This window comes from Rhizobium sp. WSM1328, assembly GCF_057653715.1.
The window spans coordinates 1545011-1569422 of record NZ_CM172788.1 but is presented as its reverse complement, the minus strand read 5'-3'; the positions used below and the strand labels follow the sequence as shown (position 1 = coordinate 1569422).

Annotated in this window: 22 protein-coding genes and 4 pseudogenes; 12 read left to right on the top strand and 14 right to left on the bottom strand. The window is 59.7% G+C overall.

Going from position 1 to position 24412, the window contains the following annotated elements; genetic code table 11:
* Window positions 1–28 precede the first annotated feature (28 nt).
* The 9 genes and pseudogenes from AC2444_RS08060 to AC2444_RS08020 all read left to right on the top strand — a co-directional run bounded on the left by AC2444_RS08060 (window position 29) and on the right by AC2444_RS08020 (window position 10459).
* Complete coding sequence (locus AC2444_RS08060; RefSeq protein WP_012757152.1) at window positions 29–3844, top strand: vitamin B12-dependent ribonucleotide reductase; 3816 nt, start codon at window positions 29–31, stop codon at window positions 3842–3844.
* Window positions 3845–4103: 259 nt separating this feature from the next.
* On the top strand, window positions 4104–5630 hold the full coding sequence (locus AC2444_RS08055) for an adenylate/guanylate cyclase domain-containing protein (protein ID WP_128449095.1): 1527 nt from the start codon (window positions 4104–4106) through the stop codon (window positions 5628–5630).
* A gap of 3 nt (window positions 5631–5633) precedes the next feature.
* Window positions 5634–5936: pseudogene (locus AC2444_RS08050) on the top strand (E2 domain-containing protein); the annotation flags it as partial.
* A 111-nt stretch (window positions 5937–6047) separates the two neighbouring features.
* On the top strand, window positions 6048–6422 hold the full coding sequence (locus tag AC2444_RS08045; protein WP_128449065.1) for an E2 domain-associated cysteine-rich protein: 375 nt from the start codon (window positions 6048–6050) through the stop codon (window positions 6420–6422).
* Window positions 6423–6434: 12 nt separating this feature from the next.
* Window positions 6435–7001, top strand: coding sequence for a Pycsar system effector family protein (locus AC2444_RS08040; protein WP_128449062.1), 567 nt, complete (start codon window positions 6435–6437; stop codon window positions 6999–7001).
* Between the two features lie 12 nt (window positions 7002–7013).
* A complete protein-coding gene (locus AC2444_RS08035) occupies window positions 7014–7712 on the top strand; it encodes an adenylate/guanylate cyclase domain-containing protein (RefSeq protein ID WP_128449060.1) in 699 nt (232 codons plus the stop codon).
* Entirely contained in the window at window positions 7709–8632 is a 924-nt protein-coding gene (locus AC2444_RS08030; protein ID WP_206615918.1) for a TIR domain-containing protein, read from the top strand. Before AC2444_RS08035 ends, AC2444_RS08030 begins: the two co-directional genes overlap by 4 nt.
* 190 nt (window positions 8633–8822) lie before the next feature.
* On the top strand, window positions 8823–9761 hold the full coding sequence (locus AC2444_RS08025; RefSeq protein WP_128449058.1) for a hypothetical protein: 939 nt from the start codon (window positions 8823–8825) through the stop codon (window positions 9759–9761).
* The gene (locus tag AC2444_RS08020; RefSeq protein WP_128449057.1) at window positions 9740–10459 is read left to right on the top strand and encodes a hypothetical protein; all 720 of its coding nucleotides are present in this window, start codon (window positions 9740–9742) and stop codon (window positions 10457–10459) included. The genes AC2444_RS08025 and AC2444_RS08020 overlap by 22 nt, the downstream gene beginning before the upstream one ends.
* A gap of 77 nt (window positions 10460–10536) precedes the next feature.
* Here the strand turns inward: AC2444_RS08020 and AC2444_RS08015 are convergent, their stop codons facing one another.
* The 11 genes and pseudogenes from AC2444_RS08015 to AC2444_RS07965 form a co-directional block, all read right to left on the bottom strand.
* Entirely contained in the window at window positions 10537–10869 is a 333-nt protein-coding gene (locus tag AC2444_RS08015; protein WP_128449054.1) for a hypothetical protein, read from the bottom strand.
* Window positions 10866–12743 carry an AAA family ATPase gene (locus AC2444_RS08010; protein ID WP_128449052.1) on the bottom strand — a complete coding sequence of 626 codons (1878 nt, stop codon included), beginning with the start codon at window positions 12741–12743 and terminating at the stop codon, window positions 10866–10868. The genes AC2444_RS08015 and AC2444_RS08010 overlap by 4 nt, the downstream gene beginning before the upstream one ends.
* A gap of 11 nt (window positions 12744–12754) precedes the next feature.
* Window positions 12755–13372, bottom strand: coding sequence for a hypothetical protein (locus tag AC2444_RS08005; protein ID WP_487762903.1), 618 nt, complete (start codon window positions 13370–13372; stop codon window positions 12755–12757).
* A gap of 356 nt (window positions 13373–13728) precedes the next feature.
* Window positions 13729–13947 (bottom strand): hypothetical protein, encoded by a 219-nt coding sequence (locus AC2444_RS08000; protein WP_128449050.1) that lies wholly within the window; start codon window positions 13945–13947, stop codon window positions 13729–13731.
* Window positions 13944–14204 carry a DUF982 domain-containing protein gene (locus AC2444_RS07995; RefSeq protein ID WP_128449047.1) on the bottom strand — a complete coding sequence of 87 codons (261 nt, stop codon included), beginning with the start codon at window positions 14202–14204 and terminating at the stop codon, window positions 13944–13946. Before AC2444_RS07995 ends, AC2444_RS08000 begins: the two co-directional genes overlap by 4 nt.
* Before the next feature lie 203 nt (window positions 14205–14407).
* A complete protein-coding gene (locus tag AC2444_RS07990) occupies window positions 14408–14698 on the bottom strand; it encodes an alpha/beta hydrolase (RefSeq protein WP_348630171.1) in 291 nt (96 codons plus the stop codon).
* Window positions 14699–14806: 108 nt separating this feature from the next.
* Window positions 14807–15348: pseudogene (locus AC2444_RS07985) on the bottom strand (two pore domain potassium channel family protein).
* A gap of 92 nt (window positions 15349–15440) precedes the next feature.
* Window positions 15441–16133, bottom strand: coding sequence for a hypothetical protein (locus tag AC2444_RS07980; protein WP_128449045.1), 693 nt, complete (start codon window positions 16131–16133; stop codon window positions 15441–15443).
* Between the two features lie 31 nt (window positions 16134–16164).
* Window positions 16165–16287, bottom strand: a pseudogene (locus AC2444_RS07975) (OmpA family protein); the annotation flags it as partial.
* Window positions 16288–16310: 23 nt separating this feature from the next.
* Window positions 16311–17825 carry a DUF1254 domain-containing protein gene (locus tag AC2444_RS07970; protein ID WP_128449042.1) on the bottom strand — a complete coding sequence of 505 codons (1515 nt, stop codon included), beginning with the start codon at window positions 17823–17825 and terminating at the stop codon, window positions 16311–16313.
* 26 nt (window positions 17826–17851) lie between these two features.
* The gene (locus AC2444_RS07965) at window positions 17852–19294 is read right to left on the bottom strand and encodes a DUF1254 domain-containing protein (RefSeq protein WP_128449039.1); all 1443 of its coding nucleotides are present in this window, start codon (window positions 19292–19294) and stop codon (window positions 17852–17854) included.
* A gap of 549 nt (window positions 19295–19843) precedes the next feature.
* Here AC2444_RS07965 and AC2444_RS07960 point away from each other — a divergent pair.
* Window positions 19844–20056 (top strand): hypothetical protein, encoded by a 213-nt coding sequence (locus AC2444_RS07960; RefSeq protein ID WP_128449037.1) that lies wholly within the window; start codon window positions 19844–19846, stop codon window positions 20054–20056.
* A gap of 8 nt (window positions 20057–20064) precedes the next feature.
* On the top strand, window positions 20065–20307 hold the full coding sequence (locus tag AC2444_RS07955; protein WP_128449035.1) for a hypothetical protein: 243 nt from the start codon (window positions 20065–20067) through the stop codon (window positions 20305–20307).
* A 214-nt stretch (window positions 20308–20521) separates the two neighbouring features.
* On the opposite strand, the gene xth is transcribed toward AC2444_RS07955, so the two are convergent.
* The 3 genes from xth to AC2444_RS07940 form a co-directional block, all read right to left on the bottom strand.
* Window positions 20522–21322: an exodeoxyribonuclease III gene (gene xth, locus AC2444_RS07950; RefSeq protein WP_128449033.1), complete on the bottom strand. Its 801-nt coding sequence runs from the start codon at window positions 21320–21322 to the stop codon at window positions 20522–20524.
* A gap of 3 nt (window positions 21323–21325) precedes the next feature.
* The gene (locus tag AC2444_RS07945) at window positions 21326–21502 is read right to left on the bottom strand and encodes a DUF3606 domain-containing protein (RefSeq protein WP_128449031.1); all 177 of its coding nucleotides are present in this window, start codon (window positions 21500–21502) and stop codon (window positions 21326–21328) included.
* 135 nt (window positions 21503–21637) lie between these two features.
* Window positions 21638–21841 (bottom strand): hypothetical protein, encoded by a 204-nt coding sequence (locus tag AC2444_RS07940; protein ID WP_128449029.1) that lies wholly within the window; start codon window positions 21839–21841, stop codon window positions 21638–21640.
* 567 nt (window positions 21842–22408) lie between these two features.
* Here AC2444_RS07940 and AC2444_RS07935 point away from each other — a divergent pair.
* Window positions 22409–24320 (top strand): annotated as a pseudogene (locus AC2444_RS07935) (adenylate/guanylate cyclase domain-containing protein).
* Window positions 24321–24412: the final 92 nt, after the last annotated feature.

The following is a 24412-nucleotide window of genomic DNA, read 5'->3' as shown; positions in this document are numbered from 1 at the left end:
GACCAGGCGCCAACACGAGGTCAAGACAATGCGCATCGAACGTCGTTTCACGAAGGCCGGCCAAGGCGCCTATGCGGATATCGAATTCCGCAAGGCGACGAGCGAGATCAAGAACCCCGACGGTTCGATCGTGTTCCGCCTCGAGAATATCGATGTTCCCGCGCAGTTCTCCCAGGTCGCGACCGACGTTCTGGCGCAGAAGTATTTCCGCAAGGCCGGCGTTCCCACCCGACTGAAGAAGGTCGAGGAAAACGATGTTCCTTCCTTCCTGTGGCGCTCCGTTCCCGACGATGCTGCGCTGAAGACCCTGTCCAAGGACGAACAGACCGGCTCCGAAATCGATGCGCGCCAGGTCTTCGACCGTCTTGCCGGCACCTGGACCTATTGGGGCTGGAAGGGCGGCTATTTCTCCTCCGAGGAAGATGCCTCGGCCTTCAAGGACGAGCTTGCCTATATGCTCGCCACCCAGCGTGTCGCCCCGAACTCGCCGCAGTGGTTCAACACCGGCCTGCATTGGGCCTACGGCATCGACGGCCCCGGCCAGGGTCATTTCTACGTCGATCCCTTCACCGGCAAGCTGACCAAGTCCAAGTCGGCCTACGAACACCCGCAACCGCATGCCTGCTTCATCCAGTCTGTCGAGGACGATCTCGTCAACGAAGGCGGCATCATGGACCTCTGGGTGCGTGAAGCGCGCCTCTTCAAATACGGCTCCGGCACCGGCTCCAACTTCTCGATGCTGCGCGGCGAAGGCGAAAAGCTTTCCGGCGGCGGCCGCTCCTCCGGCCTGATGAGCTTCCTGAAGATCGGCGACCGCGCCGCCGGCGCCATCAAATCGGGCGGCACGACACGCCGCGCCGCCAAGATGGTGGTCGTCGACATCGACCATCCCGATATCGAGGAATACATCAACTGGAAGGTCAAGGAAGAGCAGAAGGTTGCGGCTCTCGTGACCGGCTCGAAGGTTGTCGCCAAGCATCTGAAGGCGATCATGAAGGCCTGCTTCAATTGCGAAGGCGGCGACAACGGCGATTGCTACGACCCCAACAAGAACCCTGCCCTGAAGCGCGAAATCCGCGCCGCCAAGAAGGACCAGGTTCCCGAGAACTACGTCCAGCGCGTCATCCAGTTTGCCCGCCAGGGCTACAAGGATCTCCAATTCAAGACCTACGACACGGATTGGGATTCGGAAGCCTACCTCACGGTATCCGGCCAGAACTCCAACAACTCCGTCTCGATCAAGGACGACTTCCTGCGCGCCGTCGAGAATGATGGCGAATGGAACCTGACCGCCCGCAAGGACGGCCGAGTGATGAAGACGCTGAAGGCACGCGATCTCTGGGAAACCATTTCCTACGCTGCCTGGGCCTCGGCCGATCCGGGCATCCACTTCAACACGACGATGAACGACTGGCACACCTCGCCGGCCGGCGGCCCGATCCGTGGCTCGAACCCATGCTCGGAATATATGTTCCTCGACGACACGGCCTGCAACCTTGCCTCGCTGAACCTGCTGCAGTTCAAGGACAAGGCCACCAAGCGCATCAACATCGCCGACTACGAACATGCGGTTCGCCTGTGGACCGTCGTGCTCGAAGTCTCGGTGATGATGGCGCAGTTCCCGTCGAAGCGCATTGCCGAACTCTCTTACGAATACCGCACGCTCGGCCTCGGCTACGCCAATATCGGCGGTCTGCTGATGTCAACAGGCATTCCCTACGACTCCACTGAGGCCCGCGCCATTGCAGGCTCGTTGACCGCGATCATGACCGGCATCTGCTATGCCACCTCGGCCGAAATGGCTGCCGAGCTTGGGCCCTTCCCGAACTTCGCGCCGAACCGCGAGAGCATGCTCAAGGTCATTCGCAACCATCGCCGTGCGGCGCATGGCGAGAGCTCCGGCTATGAGGCGCTGTCGATCAACCCGGTCGCGCTGATCCATTCGGAAAACCCGGACCAGGATCTCGTCGCCCACGCCAAATCGGCCTGGGACAAGGCGCTCGAGCTTGGTGAACAGCATGGCTACCGCAATGCCCAGGTTTCGGTCATCGCGCCCACCGGCACGATCGGTCTCGTCATGGATTGCGACACGACCGGCATCGAGCCCGACTTCGCCCTCGTCAAGTTCAAGAAGCTCGCCGGCGGCGGCTACTTCAAGATCATCAACCGCGCCGTGCCCGACGCGCTGCGCACGCTCGGCTATTCGGAAAGCCAGATCGCCGAGATCGAGGCCTATGCCGTCGGCCACGGCAACCTGAACCAGGCACCGGCTGTCAATCCGTCGACGCTGAAGACCAAGGGCTTCACCGACGAGAAGGTCGAAGCCGTCAACGCCGCGCTGAAGAGCGCCTTCGACATCAAGTTCGTCTTCAACCAGTGGACGCTCGGCGCCGACTTCCTGAAGGAGACGCTGAAGGTTTCCGACGAACAGCTCGGCGACATGAGCTTCAGCCTGCTCGACCATATCGGCTTCTCGAAGAAGGACATCGAAGCCGCCAACATCCATGTCTGCGGTGCGATGACACTGGAAGGCGCGCCCTTCCTCAAGAATGAGCACCTGCCGGTCTTCGATTGCGCCAATCCCTGCGGCAAGGTCGGCAAGCGCTACCTCTCGGTCGAAAGCCATATCCGCATGATGGCGGCTGCCCAGCCGTTCATCTCCGGCGCAATTTCCAAGACGATCAACATGCCGAACGAGGCGACCGTCGAGGATTGCAAGAACGCCTACATGCTCTCCTGGAAGCTTGGCCTCAAGGCCAACGCGCTCTATCGCGACGGCTCGAAACTGTCGCAGCCGCTCAATTCCTCGCTGATCGAGGACGAAGACGACGAGGATGCGCTGGAGGAACTGCTGCAGGCGCCGCTGGCCGCCCAGGCCGTTACCGTCACCGAGAAGATCATCGAGCGGGTGATCGAACGAGTTTCGCGCGAACGCGAGAAGCTGCCGAACCGCCGCCAGGGCTATACCCAGAAGGCCGCCGTCGGCGGACACAAGGTCTATCTCCGCACCGGCGAATTCGGCGACGGCCGCATCGGCGAGATCTTCATCGACATGCACAAGGAAGGCGCTGCCTTCCGTGCGATGATGAACAATTTCGCCATCGCCATCTCGCTCGGCCTGCAATATGGCGTGCCGCTCGAGGAATATGTCGAGGCCTTCACCTTCACCAAGTTCGAGCCGGCCGGCATGGTCATCGGCAATGACGCGATCAAGAACGCTACCTCGATCCTCGACTATGTCTTCCGCGAGCTTGCCGTCTCCTATCTCGGCCGCCATGACCTGGCGCATGTCGATACGTCGGATTTCTCGAACACCGCGCTTGGCAAGGGCATCCAGGAAGGCAAGACCAACCTGCTCTCCACCGGCTGGACCCGCGGCTACAAGCCGACCCTGGTGTCCGGCACCGGCGGCGAACGCCAGGCAGGCGAACCCAAAGGTGCGGCCACCGCCGCCCCTGCCCGCGCCGCTTCCACCGGCACCGTGACCGCCTTTGCAGGCGCGGCTGCCCGCAAGCTGGAGCCGACGGTCGCCATCGCCACCTCCGAAATCGTCGCCTTCAAGCGCGATTACGAAGAGCGCGCCAAGGAACTGGCGGAAGAGATCGCCGAAGAGGTGACCGAGGAACTCACCAGCGACGCAACGGCCCTCTTCTCCGACAAGGCGGCAGCCGACGCGGCAACGGCGAAATCCGAAGCCAAGAAGCGCGAAGCCGAACGCCGCCAGCGCTCGATCATGCAGGGCTATACCGGCAACATGTGCTCGGAGTGCCAGAACTTCACGATGGTGCGGAACGGGACTTGTGAGAAGTGCGACACGTGTGGTGCTACGAGCGGGTGCAGCTGAGTAGGCGGTAGTTGTGTAGCTGTCGCGTCCACGCGAGAAACGCTCCGGGAGGCAGTTACTCTGGATAATCCAGTGAAACTGCCTCCCACTGAGAAACCCATGGATAGGCTCAACTGAAATAACACGAACTTCGGTTCAGCTAAAAGACCAGCGGATGCAGGCGTTTTGACGCCTGCATAGTGCCTAGCAGAACAAAAAGTGAAACAATCGCAGCGGTTGGACCGATGCCAGCGATGCGATGATTTGGAGTTGAGTGGCGATGGCAAATGCATGGAAGCACGACCGGGCAAAAGCGGCGATCGACGCGCGTATTGAAGATGTCAAAAAGGTTACAGTCGTAGACTATACGCGCGACATGTCGCTGACCTCGATCCCGACCAACAAGGCGTACCGGGTTGATGGCGTTCACCTCTACATCGATATCGTGAATTTCGAAGACATGCTGTGGTCGACCGAGTCTGAAGGCGAGACGTGCCACAAGCGGGCGCTTCGCTTCCTCAACCTCCACTACCGCGCCGTCCATCGGATACTCGCCGACGCCGATGCCATCAGGGTCGATTTCCACAATCAGCGCCTTCACGCTGTGGTCACGAAGCCATATGGCGATGACGCCGGAAAGGGCCGCGTTAATCGGGCGGTCTCAATCGCGAAGCTGATCACGGATGTGCTGGCCGAGACAGGCGACGACGACGAGAAGATTCCGAACGCCAAGATCCGCGTGGGCATCGATGCCGGAAAGGCGCTTGCCGTCAATAACGGCCGGAACGGCAATCGCGAACCGCTCTTCCTCGGACGCCCGGCGAACATTGCCGCGAAACTTGCGTCGAACAACAAGGCGGTCGGAATCTACCTAAGCAACGAGGCTCGTGGTGCGATCGAGCTCGATGCCGCCGATGACCCTGCGAAATCGAAACTGACCGACGACCAAATCAAAAATTGCGAGGACGAGGCTAAGCTCGGCCTCGGCAAGGATAAGATCGTAGCGGACTGGCGAAAGGACAATGAGAAGAATCCAATCGGTGCGTTCTCGTTCTCGCGTACGACCCCGCCTCTGCAGAATTTGGACATCGCCTTGCTGACGCCCGGAAACTCCCGGCGGATGGAAATGGTCTCGGTGTATGCGGATGTCGACAACTTCACTGCATATGTGAACTCTCATATCGACGATGATCCGGAAGACGTGGTTCGCTGCCTTCACGTCATCCGCGCGGAACTCGATAGGGTTCTCAGCTCTGACTTCTCAGGTCGCAGGATCCGTTTCATCGGCGACTGCATCCACGGTCACATACTGGAGGGCACTGCGCACACAACAGATACCGACGAGACAGTGTCGACGGCGGTTCTTTGTGCTGGTGGCCTTCGCAGTAGCTTCAACCTCACCCTCGAGCGCCTGCAGGCGAATGGAGTGGACACAGACGACCTAGGTCTCGCAATCGGCTTCGAGTTCGGTCCGGGAGCAATCACCCGGCTTGGCATGCAGGGAAGCCGGGTTCGCTGCTCGACCGGGCGATCCGTAGTCGCCTCGGAGAACGAACAGAAGCGTTGCAACGGAACCCAGACTGCAATCGGTCAGGCGGCATATGATGACGGACCTGTCTCCGTGCGGAAGCTATTCGCATCCACGCGCCGTGTATCAAACCTGACCTATGACGTTGCGCTCGAAGCACTGGCGGCAGAGGACGATGCGGTGGCCAAGGCGGCGCGAGCCTCGGTTTACGCCGCCAGCAGCCCAGCCATCGTCAAGGCGGCGGAGTCGCCCTTTCGTCCGCATGCGAAGATCGGCTGACCATTGTCGCCACTCGATCAACTGTACAGCGTCGCACACTATAACCACGGCCGCCTCCTTTCGGCGGCAGATGGGCAAGCGATCTATGCCGTCAATCCTCCGAACGCCTCCGGCGCGCCCAGTCCGGATTTCATTCTCGAAATCCGGCGAGATGGCAAATCCGTCATCGTTGCGGAACAGCAGCCAACGCTCCTTCCGCCGTTCTGTGCAGAACGTCACATAAATCCAGGCGGTACGTTCTGTCTCTATTGGGGCGAACTGGAGCCCTCTGAAATCGAAAGTCGGGAAGCGGCCGAAGTATGGTGGGGAAGGCTTCTTACCTTCCTGCTTCGGCAACGCTCGGCTGCTGCGTTGAGGCGGTGGCCCGGCAAGGCGGATGCGCGTGCTCACGGCTCGACAGCAGCGCGGTTCCAGGCGATGGCCGAGGAGAATGCCGCCGTCCTCGGGCCGAAGTTTGTCGCGTCGCTCAGGGAGGATCGCCTTCGTCTTGCGAAGGGGCGCCGCCGTGACCGCATCGCACTTGTGAAAGATGGCAGGCGGCTAGTTGCGGTCCATCGGGGAGACAGGCGGGTGATGACGCTTCGCCAGCGCTGCAAATGCGACGATGCGAATAATCTTCGTCTGCCTTTAGCTGCGTGTGGCGAACATGCTCGGCAACTCGCCGACCTCGTTCTCAATCTCGACGGATGGCAGCGAGCTGAAGGAGACTTTTATAGGCTCCTTCACAAGGAGAAGCATGTCTGCTGCGGCACGATGGACGACTGCCCCTTGGCGAAGCCGGCGGCGAAGTAAGTAGGGGCACAGATGGCGAAGAACGACCAGCAGGAAGCCTATGAAAAGCTCATGTCCGCCAACCATGGCAGGATGATGGATTTCGTAAAGTTTGCGGAGACGAAGAACGCAGCGCTTCTGACATTCTCTTCTGTGTGGATAGGCGCGATTATCAACCTTCTCAAATCGCCAGACGATCTCCCCTTCGGCTACACGTACGCTTTCGAGGCGGCACTCCCTCTCCTCGCGATCGCTGCAATCATCTGCCTGAAGTCGCTGCTCCCCCGCTTTCTGAACCAGGTTTACAAGCGCGAGGACGATGTCGTGAACCTGCTCTACTTCGGCGACATTATTAAAGGCGGCGTCAAGGACTATCCGGACATGGCCCAAAAGGAATACATGCCTTTAGAGGGCGAATCCGCCACGCCAACCTACCTGCACGACCTGGGGGTCCAGACCGCAATCCAGGCTTCGATCGCCCACCGGAAATTCAAAATGTTCCATTGGGCAGGATCCTTGGTGTTGCTTGCGTTCGTCTCCATGGCACTACCGCCGATCGTCGCCTGCGGCCGCTGGGTAATCGCCCGGCTTGTTTGCTGAAGGAATGACCCCATGACGATCGCCGATGACATCAAGGAAAATGCAAGCACGACATACAGCGCGAAATGGACCGTGCGCGACGGGACGACTGTTCCGGAACCCGCCGATTTAAAGCTCTCGAACGATACCGTTCATTTCAAACGCGCCACGATCCTGTACGCGGACCTCGACGGATCGACTGATCTCGTGGAAAAGAAGAACTGGATGTTCGCGGGAGAGGTCTACAAGACCTTTCTCTACGCAACCTCGCGGCTCATCCGCCGACATGGCGGCACCATCGTCTCGTATGACGGCGACCGGGCTATGGGAATATTCATCTCGGACACCCAGTCTAACGATGCCGTTTCGTGCGCTCTCGAGGTCAACTACGCGATCAAGAACATAGTGCAGTCCGAGATCCAAAAGGGCTGGAAAACAGACTTCAAGATCCGCCACGTGGTGGGCATTGATACATCTGAAATCCGTGCCGCTCGGACGGGCGTCCGCGGCGACAACGACATCGTCTGGATCGGCAACGCCGCCAACCTCGCAGCGAAACTTACTGCCCACAACGCGGACAATCCGACGTGGATCACAAAGCGCGTCTACGATTATCTCAAGGACAACCAGAAACTCGGCCCGAACGGCGAGAACATCTGGAAGAGATGGAGTTGGTCGCAGCACAACAATGACGAGATCTACTCGACGACCTATTGGAGAGCAATCACATGAGCAGGATGATCGAAAGGTTCCAGGGAGACGCCGGCAGGGAACTCAGGCTGGAGGCCCTCACCGCGCAATCGATCGTCGCCCGTGATCCCGCGCTCGCCGAAGAACTCACGGATCTCGTGGGACTTCAAGAACTCGATGTGGGCCAGATCCTGATTGAGCAGAACGGCGAAGACGACGATATCTTCTTCATCATCTCCGGATCATTCGGCATACATATCAATGGCCGCCGCATCGGGGGGCGTGGACGTGGCGATCACGTCGGAGAAATGGCAGCCGTAGAGCCCACTCAGCGTCGTTCGGCAACGGTGGTTGCCGAGGAATCCTCGCTCGTGGCCAGGCTGACCGCACAGCAGTTCTCGAAGCTCGCGAAGAAATACCCGGACATGTATCGACAGATCGCCAGGTCGCTGTCTCGGCGCCTGCTCGAACGAAACAAGCACGTCGGTGTCTACCGCGAGAAGATACGGGTCTTCATTATCTCGTCGGCCGAGTCCCTCCCCGTCGCCCGTCTAGTGCGGAATGCCTTCGAGCATGACCCGTTCCTCACAACGATCTGGACCGACGGCGTATTTCGCGTTGCGAACTACACCCTTCAGGATCTGGAAGCGGAAGTAGACGATTCCGATTTCGCGGTGGCCATCGCGCACGCCGACGATCTCACCGAGAGCCGAGGCAAGGATTGGCCAAGCCCCCGCGACAACGTCGTCTTCGAACTTGGCCTCTTTATGGGCAAGCTCGGTCGGCAGCGAGCGATCCTGATGGAACCTCGCGAGGAGAAGGTCAAGCTTCCTAGCGACCTGAGCGGGATCACCACGGTCCCCTATCGATTCGAAAGCGGCAAAGATGCGGCGTCACTCATTGCGCCCGCGTGTGACAGGCTTCGCCAACATATATTTGACTTAGGACCGTTCAACGGCTGAAGAGGGTCATTCAGCGACGCTGGCAAGGGTCGAATTCACTCCAATCTGACCCTGCTAATTGCCGAAAAGGACTACTAGGCATGACCGCGTGGTGGCTGCTCCCTGACTGGCGTCGGCGGAGCAGTTCGAGCTGAAATCAGATATTAACTTCGACTGCGCTACTTCGACTGAAACAAAGGAAGAGCGAGCAATGGGAAAACCCGCGGTCAGCCACGTTGGCGACTATCCTGTCGGAGTCATCATCGCCGCTGGCGGCGAAGGACTTGTCGATACCTTCAGGAAAAAGATCGCCGGAGCGGATGCCAACAAGGACGGTCGCGATTTCGAGATCAGCTACGGCGTCTGTCGGACGGTCACAGAGGTCGCGACTATGATGAAAATTCTTCGTGATGGACAAGAGTTGGTCGATCTGGACAAATATTCGTTCTGGGACCGGCCGCTGTCATTGGTGGATGATTACTACCTCAACGGTGTCCACGAGCATTTCTACCCACAGTTGAAGCGAGGGTCTTTTGACTGGAAAGAAGTCAACGACGACATCAATCTCCAGCGGCATATGGATCAGGCACTCGGTTTCGACGTCCGCTATAGGTGTGTGATCGGGGACACTTCTCGAGAAAATTCACTGAAATCGTCCATCGAATCAGATCGCATCGATGACGTCGACACGGAAGTGTTTCACACCTCCACGGAGTTTTTTGAACTTCTCGACTGGAACGAAGGACTATTCGCGACCTTCGCTACCATAACCGGCTCGAACCGGCTGGTCGACCAGGAGACGGCCTACGAGTCGTTTCACTATCAGTACTGGAAGACGCATTACGAGGAGACCTTCGTTGGATACATGGCGCACTGCTCGCGACGAAAGAAGCACTACATCCCTCGTCTCGAACGACCGCCGGTGCTGGACGCCTTGGAAGTAGCCCTCGAAGAAGCGTGCGCCAACTGTACCGGGCGCATCGTCGGGGACATGTTGCGCATTCAAGGCGCGGGTGGCTTGCGAACCTATTTGATACCTTCAGACAGTGCGATCAATTCACTGATCAAGATGCTCGATGAGGACGACTTCGAGTTTCTCGAGCTTGTCACAAAATTGGAGGAGGATGGATGGCAGCGGGCCGCATTATAGAGGATTGGGTCGATGAGGCGACCCGAGAGGCTCTCGGCGATCTTGCATACGGCGCTTTGGATAGCGACGAATATGCGGTCCGTGCGCGCCTGGTCGGAAGCGCGGTTGGCGCTTTTTATCTTGGTAAGGCAAGGTCTCCAGGCAGGTTCCATGTCGTCTCCGCCGTCGAAGACTTCGACAATTTTGCGGCCGGAGTGGTACGAAAACTCGAAGACGACGGAGCTCTCGTTCGATATTCCTGCGTCTGGCCACAACGTCAAATCATCAACAAAGAGCCCCTGCGCGAGGTCTCGCCCATCTACCAGGCCTTCCGACAGGAAAGGTGGGAATCTCCGTACCAACTGATTTTCGCGGTGAGCAACATAGGCACTGTGGCGAGGATTAAATCATGCATCGTTCACACAGCGATAGACGAAGGTCTCGATAACGGTGACTTCCTCGACATCCTATCCGGATCATGCCACGAGAGCGTCTGTCCTCGGCTCTCTGCTTCATTGCCTCGATCTCTGGCGCACCGCTTTCGGATCTTCTCGCCCGCGAAGGACTTCGGGATAGACAACGACGGCTTCTCAGAGCCGGGCGTCGGTGGAAACCCGGCGATCCGATCTGGCATCGGCACAGGATTGCAGCGGGAGTACTTTATTCCGCTCACAGTGCGAGACGACTTCCATCTGGAGGCTCCGGGCTACGAAGTATGATGGGGGCACCTAGATCAACACTATGGAAGACATGGGTGTTTCCGATCTTGCCGAGCTGAATCGGTTGGGGACGGAACTCATTGCTTGTATTCGATGATGGTGGCACCCCTCGCCGCCTCCATCACCTCTCCCAGCGTCGGCCCCCTCTCCATCACGACGTCCACCAGATCATCCAGCGCGATCACGCACACAAGCCCGCCTTCCGTCTCAATGATCGCCGGCCTCCCTTCGGACACCGACGTCGTCAAAATGAAAAGCCGACGCCGCGCTTCGCGAAGCCGAAGGGGTAGACCTGCCGCTTCAAGGATCGCCTTCTCGACCAGCATTCGCCCTTCTGAAGTTCCGGTCCCCTTCAGGCTACGCACAACCAGCTTCCAGTCGACTTCCGGCGTCGGATTTCCTTTCGTCATCGCGACGTCTCCCGGATGATGCGCCTGACATCCTCTCCCTCGATGATCGCCTTCCCCACCAGGATATCGGCAATCTTTTCGACGGCCGCACGGAACCGCGTGACGATCTCCCGGCTTCGCTCCATTTCCTGACGGAGAACGCGCTCGACGCGGGCAGCAACCGCCGCGTTGTTCTGGCGGACACGATCTCGTTGCTGGATGGAGTTCAGATTGAAGTAAGAAAGGCCGTCTCCCATCCCGAGCTGGATCTCCATCATAGTGGCGACGTCGCTCGCCCTGTGGAGATCGGCGCCTTCCGCGGCTCCCGCGCCATCGAACGCGGTGCCGAGGATCTCCTCCTCGGCGGCCCTGCCCGCCAGCGTCATTGCGATGTGGTCGAGATAGCCTTGCCGATCCCAGAGGATGTCTTCGTCCAGGTGGAAGTGCGCGAACCCGAGCGGCTGCGAGGCATGCGCCTCCCAAGGCACGGCCACGGTCTTCAATTCGCCGACCCCAAGTCGAACTCCGACGACGGCGTGCCCGGCCTCGTGTACCGCGACCATTCTACGTTCGCCGCCCGAGATCCTTTTCGGCGCAGGGAGGGTGGCCATAACGTCTTCGGTGGAGACCGGCCGCCCGGCCCTGCGGGCAACTCTCCGGGCTTCTCGGCCGGCCTTCTCGAAATGTGCTCCAGCGAACCCTGCGGTCGCCGCGGCGATCGCTTCCACGTCGCCCTCCGACAGGTGGTGGCCGACATAAATGCGCGCAAGGTGCTTGCGCTCCTCGCCGTCCGGCAGCGAGATCCTGATGTGACGGTCGAGACGTCCCGGCCGCAGCAGGGCGGCGTCGATCGCGTCGGGGTAGTTCGTCGCTCCGATGACGACCACGCCCTCGAGCCTTTCGTGACCATCGATCAACTCCAGCAGGAGATTGATCACCTGGGCCCAGTATGTCTCGTGCTCGGTGCCAATAAGCCGGACTCGATCGCCGATCCCGTCGAACTCGTCGACGAAGAGGACGCTAGGCTGGTGGGCGATAGCCTCGTCGAAACTCTTGCGCATGGCCTTTAAAGTGGCATCGAGATGCCCAGCCGCCTGCCAGCTTGCAACAGATGTCGCGACGAGGTGGGCGTCGCAGGTTCGCGCGAGCGCAGCAGCGAACATCGTTTTCCCTGTACCCGGTGGCCCGCTCAGTAGCAGGCCCCGATCGACGTCCCTCCAGGCGAGCTTGCCGTCCTTCCATGAAAGGATATCCTCGGCGAGCGACATCCCCCATGTTCTCGCCTCTCCATATCCAACGAGGTCTTTAAGATCAGGGGTGTCCGCGGCCGGCGTCGCGCCAGCTTGCACCCCCACCTCGGCGAGGCGGTTGAGTACCATCGGGGCGGGTCTATTCGGCCTGAAAGCCGCGAAGACTTGGGGATGAGGATGGTTCAACATCTTTCTCGCGTCCGCCATAGAGATCGTTTGACCCGCGAATTGTTTGGCAGCGGCGACAAGATGGAATGGGCGGACCGGTCCGACGTCCACGATACGATCAGCAGCAAGCGCAATCTCTCTGGGCACGGCGTACCCGGACGGCCAGACAATCAGCAGCGACGGCTGCCCTCGCAAGTCGGCATAGATCTTCTTCGGATCGATTTCGCCCTTGTTGCCGATCTTAGGGGAAGCAATTGCGAAGATCCGCAGAGCTTCGACTTCGTGCACGAGAATGGCTGCGGAAGCCTCGTACTCGGCGAAGTCCGCTCCAATTGGAACCCGCAGGACGATCACGACTTGACGGCCGCGCTCGATTTTCTTGAACGCGCCTCCAAGCCTTGCGGCAGTTCTGATGGCGAAACCGTAGGTAACGCGCTCCAGCGTGACGGTTCGGCGACCTTGAGGAAGACTTGTCATTTTACCGCTCCTCAACGTTGGAACCGACGGATAACGGTCTCGGGGCCGATCATCGTCTCTTCGAGGTTTACGGTGATCAATCGGTGCAGAACCATCCAGGAGACGCCGGTCATCGGTTGCACTTCGCGGAAGACGTTCAGGCATTCGGCGACCGTCAAGGATCCGGCCTCTTCAAGTGCGGACAGCATCCGGATCCTGTCGTTCAGCGGCGTCCTGCAGTTCGCATATCGAAGCATGTCGCGCGCGTTCGCCAGGCGATAACCGCCTTCGGTCTCCTCGCGCGGGACGCCCCGGTAGCGAAAGCCGGCCAGCGCGGCGCCTTCCCTGATCTCCGAACGCTCATCTCCTTCGACGGCGTCCAAGTAGATCCTCGTGCCATCCTCATAGTCCACCAGGAAATCCGGTACATGTGGTCCGATCTCGGTATCGAACTCGACCGGGAGGCAGAGCCACGCAACGACGTGCGGGTCTACGTCGAGAATGCAGCCTAGATCGCGGGCCGACCGCGATCGAAACATGGCGTCCGCGGAGCAGCGAACCGTGCCCCTCGGATAGAAAAGTTTGGTTGAGGCTTCTGCGTAAGCGGCATAGAGGGCCGCAGGCATTTCGACGTGCGAATGGCTCATCATGAACATCCTCGAATACGGAAAACGATGCCTGTGCCGCCACGGAGCGGCGTGCCGTTTAACCTATTCGCGATATTCGATGGAGCTTGATCATGGGGAACAAAATATGAACATACTCGACGGAGTCAACTGCGATTCGTAGAAGTCGAATAAAATACTGAGAATTTTTTGGGGCCTTGGGCGAGTCGACCGAAGACGTACTCGATGCCACGGCGATCGTTGCCGGCGACAGCATCGTCGTGGAGGAGTGCTTTCCTGGCATGCTGTTCCGCGCGGGACTGTTTAGTGTCGGGTGCTGAAGTCGAACTCCGGGTCAGCGAGCGCGCCACCGGTTCGACGGTGCCATTCGACTGCCATGTTCATCCGAATACTAGAATCGTAACCATCCCGACCACAGACGCGACGCCCGCTCCGGTGAATGCTGTGGTGAGAAGCTGCGAGGTCCAGCCCATCTCAATATGTTTGATTTCCTCGGCAGTGCCAAGGAGCGCCGTCAACCCGGCCGCTATCCAACATACGAGCGCCAGCGATCCCAGGATCATCGCCAGTTGAACGGTGTCCATCGAAGGAACGCTCATGAGAGCACCTTGGCTGCGACAGCAGCATCTATGAACGTCCTGCGAGCGAGTTCAGCGTTTCCGTGGTGCATGATGGCGTCTGCGCATCTGCACTTCGCAGCCGCGAATTGCGGTTGCGATTGCGATGGCCAACGATGAGTCAAGGCTTCCAGTGCCGCCTTAGGTCCGTCGATACGCTCAAGGAAGCCATTGCCTATGCGAACGAACACGGGAACTCCCCATCTGATGTCCGGGTCAGCTTTGATGACCGTCTCCATTAACGGGCCTCCTTCTGCGTATGATGCCAGCTAAACGAACCTTCCAGTTTCGCGCCAGTTCCCGTTCCGTCGACGTCTGTGCGCAACCGGACAGGCAACAACAATAAGGGAGAGAAAGCCCCGACACCTGATGGCCGCACAGCAGCAGGGTACGACCTGGCCGGGGTGCGGAATGCAACTCGTTTGAGGCGAAGCCTTCCGGCTCAGGCGATCGTCCGCTTCAGAAACGCGAGCGCCTTCTCCGCCCCTGAAGAGGATATCGTGTAACCGACTGGTTCGATATCCAGATCCACCTTGAAGGCGGCCGCTCCGAGCATGGCAGCGGCAAGCGTCGAGGCGGCCGCAGGGATCGTCGTGTCATGTTGGCCGTGCACCAGAAGCACGGGGGTGTCCCTACTCGCGGAGGATATCCGCTGAGGCGGCAGAAGTCCGGCGAAGGGAACCAGCGCGCCGATCGTCCATCGTCCGGACGCTATCCAGCGCGACGATCGCACCCTGAGAGAGGCCGACGAATGCGATCATGGCTTGGGCGTCGGCGAATCCTTCAGCACAGTCGTTCATCAGTCCGTCGAATGCTTCGCGAGCCGTTCTGCCTGGCAGATTTACCCGCCTTCTGGAAATCTCGCGACGTCGTGATCGAGAGGGCAAGCATCCTGATACTCCGCTTTTGCCTCTACCACACGCTCCTGCCTCGCCCGCAGGCGGTCGAACTTGCCGAAGTCGGTCATGACGCTGACCAGGACGCTACCCGTCCAACCGAAGGTGAAGAGCCCGACATGCCAATGATCGGGCCGAGCAGACGCCACCGATCCGGGAGAGTGACGGTTCCCTCGCCCAGCGTCGTATAGCTCTCAAGCACGAAGTAGTAGCTGTCACGCATCGAGGGGATGATGGCCCTGACACAGAGAGGCATCGCCCAGATCAGCGTTTCTGCGAAATGCAGAATCGCCAGCGCGGCGATCGTCGCGGCCAGCATCAAGTTCAGACGCCAGTGCGGCGTGGCCTTCGTGACGCCGGCCCATGACTTGCTGAATTGAAGGCTGATGCTCCGGATACCAGCGCCGTGCACGAAGATGACCACAACGAGAAACACGGTGCCGACGAGTATTTCCAGAACTGGATCAGGATTCGATAGATGGCCCAATTGCGACGTCCTCGGTCTTGCAACGCGAGCTGGAAAGGCCGTCAGCCTTCCAGCGCGCCGAAACCAGCACTGACATGCTGCTATACCTGGTGCTAATAGCAGGGTGGATACGGGTAATATCCGCAAGCCGGAGGCGGATAATAGCGACGATCCTCTGCGACCGCGGCACCGATTGCCGCCCCCGCAACGACGCCCGCTCCGTAATAGGCGCCCGGATGGGCATACCATCCGCCACGCCAGACGGGGGCGCGAAAACCAGCGCCTCCGACGGCAACGCCTCCGTAAGGACCACGTGCCGCAAACCAGTCGATGAACAGCGATGCGGGGCCGTCGGCTCCGGCGAGATCACCTTCGAGCACGGCCACGTCGAAGGTGAGGTTTGCCCCCTCGAGCTTTGGCGTCTTCAGGACGACCACCGCATCGGCGACGGAATCTCCCTTTCCGCTCAGGACCGATATCGTCGCATTGGGAGGATCCTTGGCAAAGCTATCTGCCCCCTCGCCCCACTGCTTGATGAACTCGGAGGTCAGTACGTGACCTGCAGAGCGCACCGGGCGGTCGGCAAACACGATAGACACCGCGGAGATGCCGCTCATCGTCAGCTTGCCGTTCTCAAGCCTCGCCCCTCCGGAATTGAGGACGGCGAGCGACGGCACCATTTTTGACTTAGATGCGCCGATGGTCTTCTGCGCGGGCGCCGAGATGGCGTCCTGCGCAAGAACCGGCGTTGACGATAGAAGACCTGCTGCGATTGCGATCAGGCACATATCGGAGATTCTAACCATCTGCTTCCTCCCGTTTTTCCACTGAGTGGCGTTATTTCAACAGTCCCAGATTGATCAGTTGAACACGTCGGTTGTCTGCCGACTCCGGTTGACCTGGATCGATCGGCCATTCCTCGCCGGCTCCGACTGAAAAAAGGCGATCTGGCGAAACCGAAGCAACCCTTGCTCTTACTCCGATCACTGCACCAGTTCGATCTCGCCAGGCTTCCAGGTCTTGTCGAACCACGGTTCCAGCGGACCGTAGAGACGAAGGATCATGAACCAGCCCTTGCCGGGAATCGTCTGCACCCAGTTGTTCTCCATCCCCGCCGGCGCCTTGGCTCCGAAGTAGACATCCGTCGAACCATCCGCATTGACCTTGACGCCTTTGTTCTGGCTACTGACGCTTGGGGCTTGCTGGTCGGTTTGGACCATCGAGCGGGTCTGGTTGTCGTAGACGATGACCGACCAGAAATCCTTGACCGGGATATTTGGGGGCAGGCGCATCTTGTAAGTCTTGCCGCCATCGAAGGGATTGCCCTTCGCATCCTGCACCGACCAGGGATATTGCGAACCCCGGCCCACCATCTTCTCCTCCATCGCCGGCGTGACGCCGATGGCGAAGTAATAGTAGAAGACAGCACCGTCCAAATTGCTGACACCCGGTGCCGTTTCGAACTTGTAGCCGCCGAAAAACGGCAGGCGCCAGGTGCTGTCTGGATAAAAATACGCATCCTTCGCGCGAACCTTGAAGGCGATCGTCCGCGCCGTCACGGCGCCGATGTTGGCGGCGTCGGTGAGGATCTTCTTCATCCGCTCGTCGGGTGCGAAGGGTTTGCCCTTTTCGATGCCAATGGAGGCGAACAGGCCCAAGGTGGTGGGATCGGAACCGTCCGACGGCTCTTCCTGGATGACCTGGTTCAAAAGATTCCAGAACGAGTAGTCACCCGGCGCGACGAAGTTCGACGGAATTCCGGAGCCATTGACGAATTTCATCGGCGGTGGGTTGGCGGCCTCGGCCAGAGAATAGATCCGCAGGTTCTTCTTGACCGAGTCGACTCCTGGTTGGGTGGACCCGTCCACAACGAAGGCGCGAAAGACGAGGTAGCTGCCAAAGGTGCTCGGCCGCAAAACGTGATACCCGGCTGGTATGTCGCCCTTGAATCCAGGCGGCAACAGAAGGTACTTGCCGCCCTCGCCCTTGTCGGCCCCGGTAATGCCGATGTCGCCCACCCATTTGTACCAGAAGTCGTCGACCATCCCCAGCACCTTGGGTGGAATCTCGGCCACCAGCGGTCCCTTGCTCGTGTCGACCCAAACGTAGTTGTAGATCGTGTTGTCGTTGGCCGTCAGCTCTACCGACCTCGGATCGACCAGGTTTTCCCAGATCACGTCGGTCTGGTTATCAGGGCCGAATTTGCGTATCGAGTCGCGCATACCGGCCTGATTGACGATCGGAATCGCCAGCAGATAAGCCTGTAGGGCACGGGAACGGTCCAGGTTGTCGTAGATTTTGTCGACCGTATCGTCCGACGGGTAGCCGTAATGCAGATTCAGCGTCCCTATCGACGACTCGATCTTGTCCGGCACGGCGACGCCTGGTGCGAACGGCGTCGTCATTTTCATCTTCGCCGCCGTATCGGCGGCAGCGGTGCCCAGGCCCATTAGCACCATCGCGGCGGTGGCGCAAACCAGTCTCGTCGTGCGTATCATTGTTTCCCCCTCATCCACATCCGAACTCAACTCACCCTCGTGGCCGGCGGTATCGTCCACGAGCCGTCGATGATCGACGGGTTGCTCTCATTCGGCCAATAAAGCCGCATCATCAGGATGAACTTGCCCTTGGGCGCCGGAAGCCAGTTGGAATGCTTGTCGGCGCCTGGATCTTCGTTCTGGATCAACAGATCGATCGACCCGTCGGCTTTGGCCTTGAGCGGCTGGCGGGCGCTGATTGAGTAACGATTTAGCGGGTTGTCGACGAAGAAATAGTCTGCGTCGTACATGGTCAGGGACCAGAACCCGGAAACAGGCGGAATCTTGCCCTTCTTGAAGGTCAGAACGTATTTTTCCGAACCGTTGTAGGCCCTCTTGATCAGACCGCTGTCCGCCTTCGTGGACGTCGGATAGATAGCGTCTTGTGGACGGTTGGCTCCAAGGCCGATGGCGGTCACGAGGGCACGCTGGATGTAGTTCGTTCCGTAAATGCCGGTCTTGGTCGTGTAGCCCCAGCCGTTGATGTCCTGAATGTCGCCGTCACTGAATTTGAAATGCAGCATGATGCGGGCGAAGGCGATCTGCGGAACGCGCTTGGCGAAGGCGGGATCGAACTTCGTCTTGTCGAAATCCTGTCCAGGAACGATGCCGATCTGGGCCAGCTTCTCGACCATCGGTGCATCAGCGTCCGTCGGCGGATTGGTCTTAAGGAGTTCGGCGAAGAGGCTGAAGTACTCGACCGCGTCCATCTTGTTGACCTGCTCGCGCACCGCCGTCTTCATGTCGATCGACGGGTCCACCTTGCCATTCGGCGCGGCCCAATCAGTCCCGTAGGCGCTTAGCGGAACGAGCTTCATTTCGTCTTGAAGCTTATGTACTTCCGCATAGTCCTCCGACGTGCCGGTGCAGTAGATGCGGCCAAGCAGCCACACGATGCTGGTCGGCGACTTGTACTGCCTGACGCCCTCCGGCAGCTTGCCTTCCCAGCCTGGGCCGGTAATGGCAAAGGTCTGCGCGTCGGTTCCTGTGGTGCGCTTCCCCGGAACATCGAACACTGTTGTCCATCCGTCCAGCATCGGGAAGACGGCGTAACGGTCCTTCAGATCGGGGATCGTGAGAACCCAAGGCTCCTTGCCGACGTCGAACCAAGCCTGCGTGTACAGCGTATCGGCGTTCGGGGCCGTAACGTCCCGGTACGACGCGTTGGGATATTCGCGAAACTTAATCAAGTGGCCCACAGGACCACGAGTGGCTTCGAGCTTGGCAACGTTGGTTGCAATTCTCCTCGTCATCTCCATCGTGACCAGCGGATAGGCGAAAGTGTAGGCCTCGACCGCGAGGCTGAAATCATCCGAAGCTTCCGTGAGGTCGGAAATCAGGCCTTCGGCCCGTCCGGCAGTTGAGCCGAGGGAAGTGGCGGCAAGCAGACTTAAGCCACCGATCGACACGGTACGACGTGTAATGTTCATGGGAGTTCTCCAAGATCTTTCCCAGGTCCGATCACCTGTTGACGGCTGACGGCTGCGAGGCTGAGACCGGTAATAGCTGCGGCCTGTTCCGGGCGGCAGAATATCCTCTGCCTTCGAGCGCGATCGTGGACGGGCACTGTGAAAACGCAAGTATGTAACTGTAAGTTACGCGTATCGCGACGGGCGCCGCGGACACAAAGTCGCAAGATCGAGCGGTGCCTTGCCTTCCACAGACGGTATCTCAATCCCAGCCGGGGGCGGCCCCGAAGAACTTGGCATGAAGTCCGTCTTGCCGGACATCGAGGACATTTGAAAACGATCACCCGACTAACAGGAGACAGAATGGCCTGATCCGCTCCATTCCGACTCTCGGGGCCCGCTAAGAGGCTGCCATGATGTCCACCGACGGCGCTTCCGCATAACGCCGAAAGCGAGAGATCTGCGGGATCGGTTGTCCACCTCCCCGTCCTCAGACCGGGTTCGCACGCTTTTTCACGATTCGCCGAACAATAGATCCCCGTAGTCGTTAGGCTCCGAAAGGAGTTTCCGATGTCAAAGATCACAGACGGCCTCAATGACCGTCCGAAGGATTCCACCATCGCCCAGAGCGGTCCCGGCCTTCCGGACGATTCCGGCCAACCCATCGAGGCCACCGACCAGGAAGAGGAACGCGTCCGCGCGAAGTTCGAAGATGATGCCCGAAAGAAGGTGAAGCCGGAAATCGACGAGCAGGTCGAGAAGCCCCAACGCGGCACCGCATGAGTTCGCCGATGCCCGGAGCGTTCACTTCCATCAGTATATTCGCATTCGATCTCGATGATCGCGGTCAGCCGGTCCGGGCATGGGAAACGGCCTTCTACGGGGTCGAGGCAGAGGCCGTCGAAGAAGCTAAGGAGGCTGCAAGGTCGCACGCGGGCGCACTCGTCGTGAAACGGGAGGGACATCCTGCGGTGGGCGAGGTAGGCGATCCCGTCGTACTCTTCCAGACCGGTAAGATCGGCGATTTCGACTGAGCAGGCGTCTCGTCCTGTGGTACCCGGCCATTCGTTGGCGGGTTCCTCGACAGCGCGCTTCGTCGTCGGCCGGGTCAGGATCGAGTTCGAGCGCCTCGCGAAGGCCGCCTACCCGTCTCCCGGATCACCTAGAAGCCCGCCTGGTGCCGTTCACCAGAATGCTGTCAGCGAGTCCGCCAGCTTCAGGCGGAGTCTTCTTTCCAATCTTCCTGGCTCATATCGGCTTCCTCTTCTTGACGAGTTCGTCCTGAAGCTCGATCCATACGGGCGCGTGGTCACTGGTATGCTCCCAACCGCGAACGTGCTTGTCGACCTCCGCCTTCGTCAGCCGTGTGGCCGCCTCCGAACTCAGGAGAAAGTGGTCGATGCGAAGGCCGGCGTCGCGCACGAACGCGTTTCGGAAGTAGTCCCAGAACGTGTAGATGCGCTCGTCCGGATGCAGATGGCGAAGCGCGTCCGTCCAGCCCTGGTCGACAAGCTTCTTGTAGGCCTCCCGGACCTCGACGCGGAAGAGGGCATCGTTCGTCCAGCGCTCGGGTTTGTAGACGTCCAACTCGGTGGGCATGACGTTGTAGTCGCCGACTACCACGACAGGGACCTCGAGCTCGAGCAGTTCGGCCGCGTAGTCGTGGAGACGGCGGAACCAGCGGAGCTTGTAGTCGAACTTCGGGCCTGGATAGGGATTTCCGTTCGGGAGGTACAGGCAGCCGACCACCACGCCATCGACGATCGCTTCGATGTACCGACTGTGCTCGTCCTCCGGCTCGCCAGGCAGCCCCTTTCTAGTGAGGTGCGGCTCCTGCCCCATTGTGAGGATGGCTACGCCGTTCCATGACTTCTGGCCGTGCCAGACTGCCCCATAGCCGGCTGCCTCGATCGCTTTGATCGGGAACTTCTCCTGCGGGGCCTTCAGCTCCTGTAGGCAGACGACGTCCGGCTTGGCCTCATCAAGCCACCTCAGCAAGCCTTCGAGGCGGCCGTTGACGCCGTTGACGTTGTAAGTCGCGAGCTTCACGGCTCAGTGCCGGCTTATTTCCGCCTCGACCTTCTTGCGAGAGTTCCCAGCATTCCTCACGGCCTTATAGACCGTTTCCTTTGGAACGCCTTCCTTCTTCGCCTCGTAGCGAACCTCGTGATCTTGTCCGCCAGCGACCTTCGCGCGATCCTGAGCGCGACCTCGGGGAGTGGATGCCATCTTCATATCTCCTGATGATATCGATCACTTTGAAACGGATGCCGATTCAAGAAGTTCCCGGCAAGCAGGGAGCCTGAACGGACATCATGCGATCGGCGCGCGGTAGACCGAAAGCTTCGTCGCCTTGCGCGATTACTATATTTCCGCGTTGTCGTTGAACGGCAGGCCGCGCGTCCTCCATTCGTCCCTCAGAATATCTTCCAGGTCCTCGACCGTGAACTCGTTGAAATTCGCCCAGAGCTGGACGGCCAGGGACTTCAAATTCGACGTTTCTGGGTCGGCCTCTGCCGCCTCGGCAAGCCGATAGATCTCGTCGCGGAGTGCATCTCTCTCTGTCATGTCGTCCTCATGGCTCTGCCGACGCCTCCTTGTGCAGGCAAGCAGCGATCATGGTAATTCCAAAGGGCCCCGGACAGTTCCGATGAGGTTGCCGATTTCAGATGCGCGATCCCGCTAGCCAGCCACTCATTGGCCACCTTCCGGCAGTCAACGGTTTCGTGCCTAGGCGTAGCGAGCGATGTACAACGTGATGAGGATAACGTTCAGAAAACGCCTCGGTGGGTGTCAAGCCAGCCCCTTAAATGTGGAACCTAAGAAGAGATTTGACGCCGAAGACGAAGAATAGCTTCAGCGCTTGGCCACGGTGCCCAAGCTAAGAACCCACATTTCTCGATAGCAGAAGTCGGGATCGGAAATCAGGCGCTCCGGCTCCTCGCCGATCGCCCCCCCACTCTCCCCCCAGCTATGATCCGCTTCGGGCAGATCGCATGTCCGGGCCAGTAGCAACTGGCACAGGTGGATCGATGCGTAAGTGGGGCTCTTCTTCACCGTGGCCGTGTGCTAGTTGCAGCGCGTAGATAGGTGTAGACTGCCGACACAATTGCATGTCCATGCAAGGCAACGATTATGGGTACCCCCACGCTTGACCGGAAGCTGCTCGCGATCCTGGCGGCGGATATGGTCGGCTACTCGAAGGCGATGGAGGCCGATGAGGCCGGCACCATCAAGCGACTGAAAACCATCCGCGCCGAATCCCGCCATCTCCCAGCGACATGGCACGGTAATCAAGCTAATGGGCGACGGCACGCTCGTCGCCTTCGACAGCGTGGTTGATGCGGTTGCCTGCGCCGCGGAGTTTCAGAATGCTGCGGCGGCGCGCAACGCCGACCTGCCGGAGGCTGAGCGCATCGTATTCCGCGTCGGGATCAATTTGGGCGACGTCGCCTTGGTGGACGGCGATGTGTATGGGGATGGAGTGAATGTCGCCGCGCGGCTGGAGCATTTGGCCGAGCCAGGCGGCGTGGTGGTGTCGGGCACGGCATACGACCATCTCCAGGGCAAACTCGACTGGCCGCTCGATTTCGCCGGCGAGCAGCAGGTCAAGAACATCAGCCGCCCGGTACGGATGTATCGGCTGAGACTCGACGGCAAACGGGCGCATCGGCCCCTTCTCAATATGATACCGCGCTGGGCCAAAACGGCTGCGGCGTCGATCGTGGCGCTTGCTCTGGCGGGCGGCGGGGTCTGGTGGCTCTCGCAGCCCGAACCTTTGAGCGGCAAACCGTCGGTGGCGGTGCTGCCCTTCGACAATTATGGCCGCGACGAGGCCAGCGGGCGTCTGGCCGATGGCCTGGCTGAGGACATCATCACCGACCTTGCGCGCTTTCCGGAATTCGAGGTGGTGGCCCGGAATTCGACGGAAGTTTATAAAGGCAAGGCCGTGGATGCCCGCCAGGTCGCAAGTGCGCTCCACGTCGGCTTTGTACTGGAAGGCTCAATCCAGCGGCAGGGGGGCCGGGTACGGATCACAGCACAGTTGATCGATACAAAAACCGGCCGCCATCTTTGGTCGGAGAATTGGGACCGACCCGATGAGGACGTGTTCGCCGTTCAGACCGAAATCGCAGAACAGGTCGCCAACCGCCTCGGCGGCGGAATTGGACTGATTCAAGAGGCCGGGCGGGCTGCAGCCAAACGCAAACGGCCTGAAAACCTGAATGCCTATGATTACTATCTTCTCGGGTCCGAGAAGATCGAAAAGCTCACCAGAGCCGATGACGAGGAGGCCATCACGTTGCTCAACCGCGCCGTCGAGCTGGATCCAGGGCTGGCACGGGCCTGGGTAGAACTCTACCATGCTCATGAAATATTGGAGTTGTTTGGTGTCAACCCGGAGAGCAACCGCAAGGTGGCTGACGACGTGGCCGAACGCGCGGTTCGGCTTGATCCGAGCGACGCTGAAGCACATGCGGTGTATGGTATGAGCCTTGCCAATAGGGGCGATATGGGTCGCGGCAAGTCCGAATTCGACACGGCGCTTCGTCTCGCACCGGGTTCGTCCGAAATCCTGACTTTCTATTCCGGCTATGCAGCACGATTCGGTGAACCAGAACGCGGTGCTCAAATGGTCGACAAGGTCATGCGGCTCGACCCGAACTATCCGATGTGGGCGTCCAACTTCTTCGCACCTGCCTATTTTATGGCGGGGCGGTATGAAGACGCAGTGACGATGTTGGAGCGCATGACGCCTGACAACTACCAAAGGTGGATTTGGGTGGTCCGTAGCAGCTCGCTTGCGGCACTGGGTCGAACCGATGAGGCGCATGCTTCAGCTATGGAAACTCTCAGGAAGCACCCCGAGGTGACCGTCGAGAGCATGATCAGTGAACCCGGCCTAAGCATAATGGAGCGCAGTCGGTTCATAGAGACAATGCCGCTAGCTGGCTTCCCGGCGTGCGCCAAGCCTGAGGCGCTGGGGAAACTCGCCAAGCCTGTGCGACTACCGGAATGCGAGGCGGGGAAGGCGAATCCTTTCTGACGCCCGGCGCCCCCGAGCGACGCGACGTCGCGGTCGTTGTTGCGGCGGACGTGCAAAAATTGGGAAGGACGCAAGCCGAGGGGAGTCGTACG

Coding starts and splice junctions, on each gene's coding strand:
- AC2444_RS07970 (WP_128449042.1), bottom strand. CDS start 17,825: ATGATACGCACGACGAGACTGGTTTGCGCCACCGCCGCGATGGTGCTA.
- AC2444_RS07940 (WP_128449029.1), bottom strand. CDS start 21,841: ATGACAGAGAGAGATGCACTCCGCGACGAGATCTATCGGCTTGCCGAG.
- AC2444_RS07960 (WP_128449037.1), top strand. CDS start 19,844: ATGTCAAAGATCACAGACGGCCTCAATGACCGTCCGAAGGATTCCACC.
- AC2444_RS08000 (WP_128449050.1), bottom strand. CDS start 13,947: ATGAGCGTTCCTTCGATGGACACCGTTCAACTGGCGATGATCCTGGGA.
- AC2444_RS07980 (WP_128449045.1), bottom strand. CDS start 16,133: ATGGTTAGAATCTCCGATATGTGCCTGATCGCAATCGCAGCAGGTCTT.
- AC2444_RS08015 (WP_128449054.1), bottom strand. CDS start 10,869: ATGACGAAAGGAAATCCGACGCCGGAAGTCGACTGGAAGCTGGTTGTG.
- AC2444_RS08045 (WP_128449065.1), top strand. CDS start 6,048: ATGGCCGAGGAGAATGCCGCCGTCCTCGGGCCGAAGTTTGTCGCGTCG.
- AC2444_RS08010 (WP_128449052.1), bottom strand. CDS start 12,743: ATGACAAGTCTTCCTCAAGGTCGCCGAACCGTCACGCTGGAGCGCGTT.
- AC2444_RS07945 (WP_128449031.1), bottom strand. CDS start 21,502: ATGGCATCCACTCCCCGAGGTCGCGCTCAGGATCGCGCGAAGGTCGCT.
- AC2444_RS08055 (WP_128449095.1), top strand. CDS start 4,104: ATGGCAAATGCATGGAAGCACGACCGGGCAAAAGCGGCGATCGACGCG.
- AC2444_RS07955 (WP_128449035.1), top strand. CDS start 20,065: ATGCCCGGAGCGTTCACTTCCATCAGTATATTCGCATTCGATCTCGAT.
- AC2444_RS07965 (WP_128449039.1), bottom strand. CDS start 19,294: ATGAACATTACACGTCGTACCGTGTCGATCGGTGGCTTAAGTCTGCTT.
- AC2444_RS08020 (WP_128449057.1), top strand. CDS start 9,740: ATGGCAGCGGGCCGCATTATAGAGGATTGGGTCGATGAGGCGACCCGA.
- AC2444_RS08025 (WP_128449058.1), top strand. CDS start 8,823: ATGGGAAAACCCGCGGTCAGCCACGTTGGCGACTATCCTGTCGGAGTC.
- AC2444_RS08060 (WP_012757152.1), top strand. CDS start 29: ATGCGCATCGAACGTCGTTTCACGAAGGCCGGCCAAGGCGCCTATGCG.
- AC2444_RS07995 (WP_128449047.1), bottom strand. CDS start 14,204: ATGGAGACGGTCATCAAAGCTGACCCGGACATCAGATGGGGAGTTCCC.
- AC2444_RS08035 (WP_128449060.1), top strand. CDS start 7,014: ATGACGATCGCCGATGACATCAAGGAAAATGCAAGCACGACATACAGC.
- AC2444_RS08040 (WP_128449062.1), top strand. CDS start 6,435: ATGGCGAAGAACGACCAGCAGGAAGCCTATGAAAAGCTCATGTCCGCC.
- AC2444_RS08030 (WP_206615918.1), top strand. CDS start 7,709: ATGAGCAGGATGATCGAAAGGTTCCAGGGAGACGCCGGCAGGGAACTC.
- AC2444_RS08005 (WP_487762903.1), bottom strand. CDS start 13,372: ATGATGAGCCATTCGCACGTCGAAATGCCTGCGGCCCTCTATGCCGCT.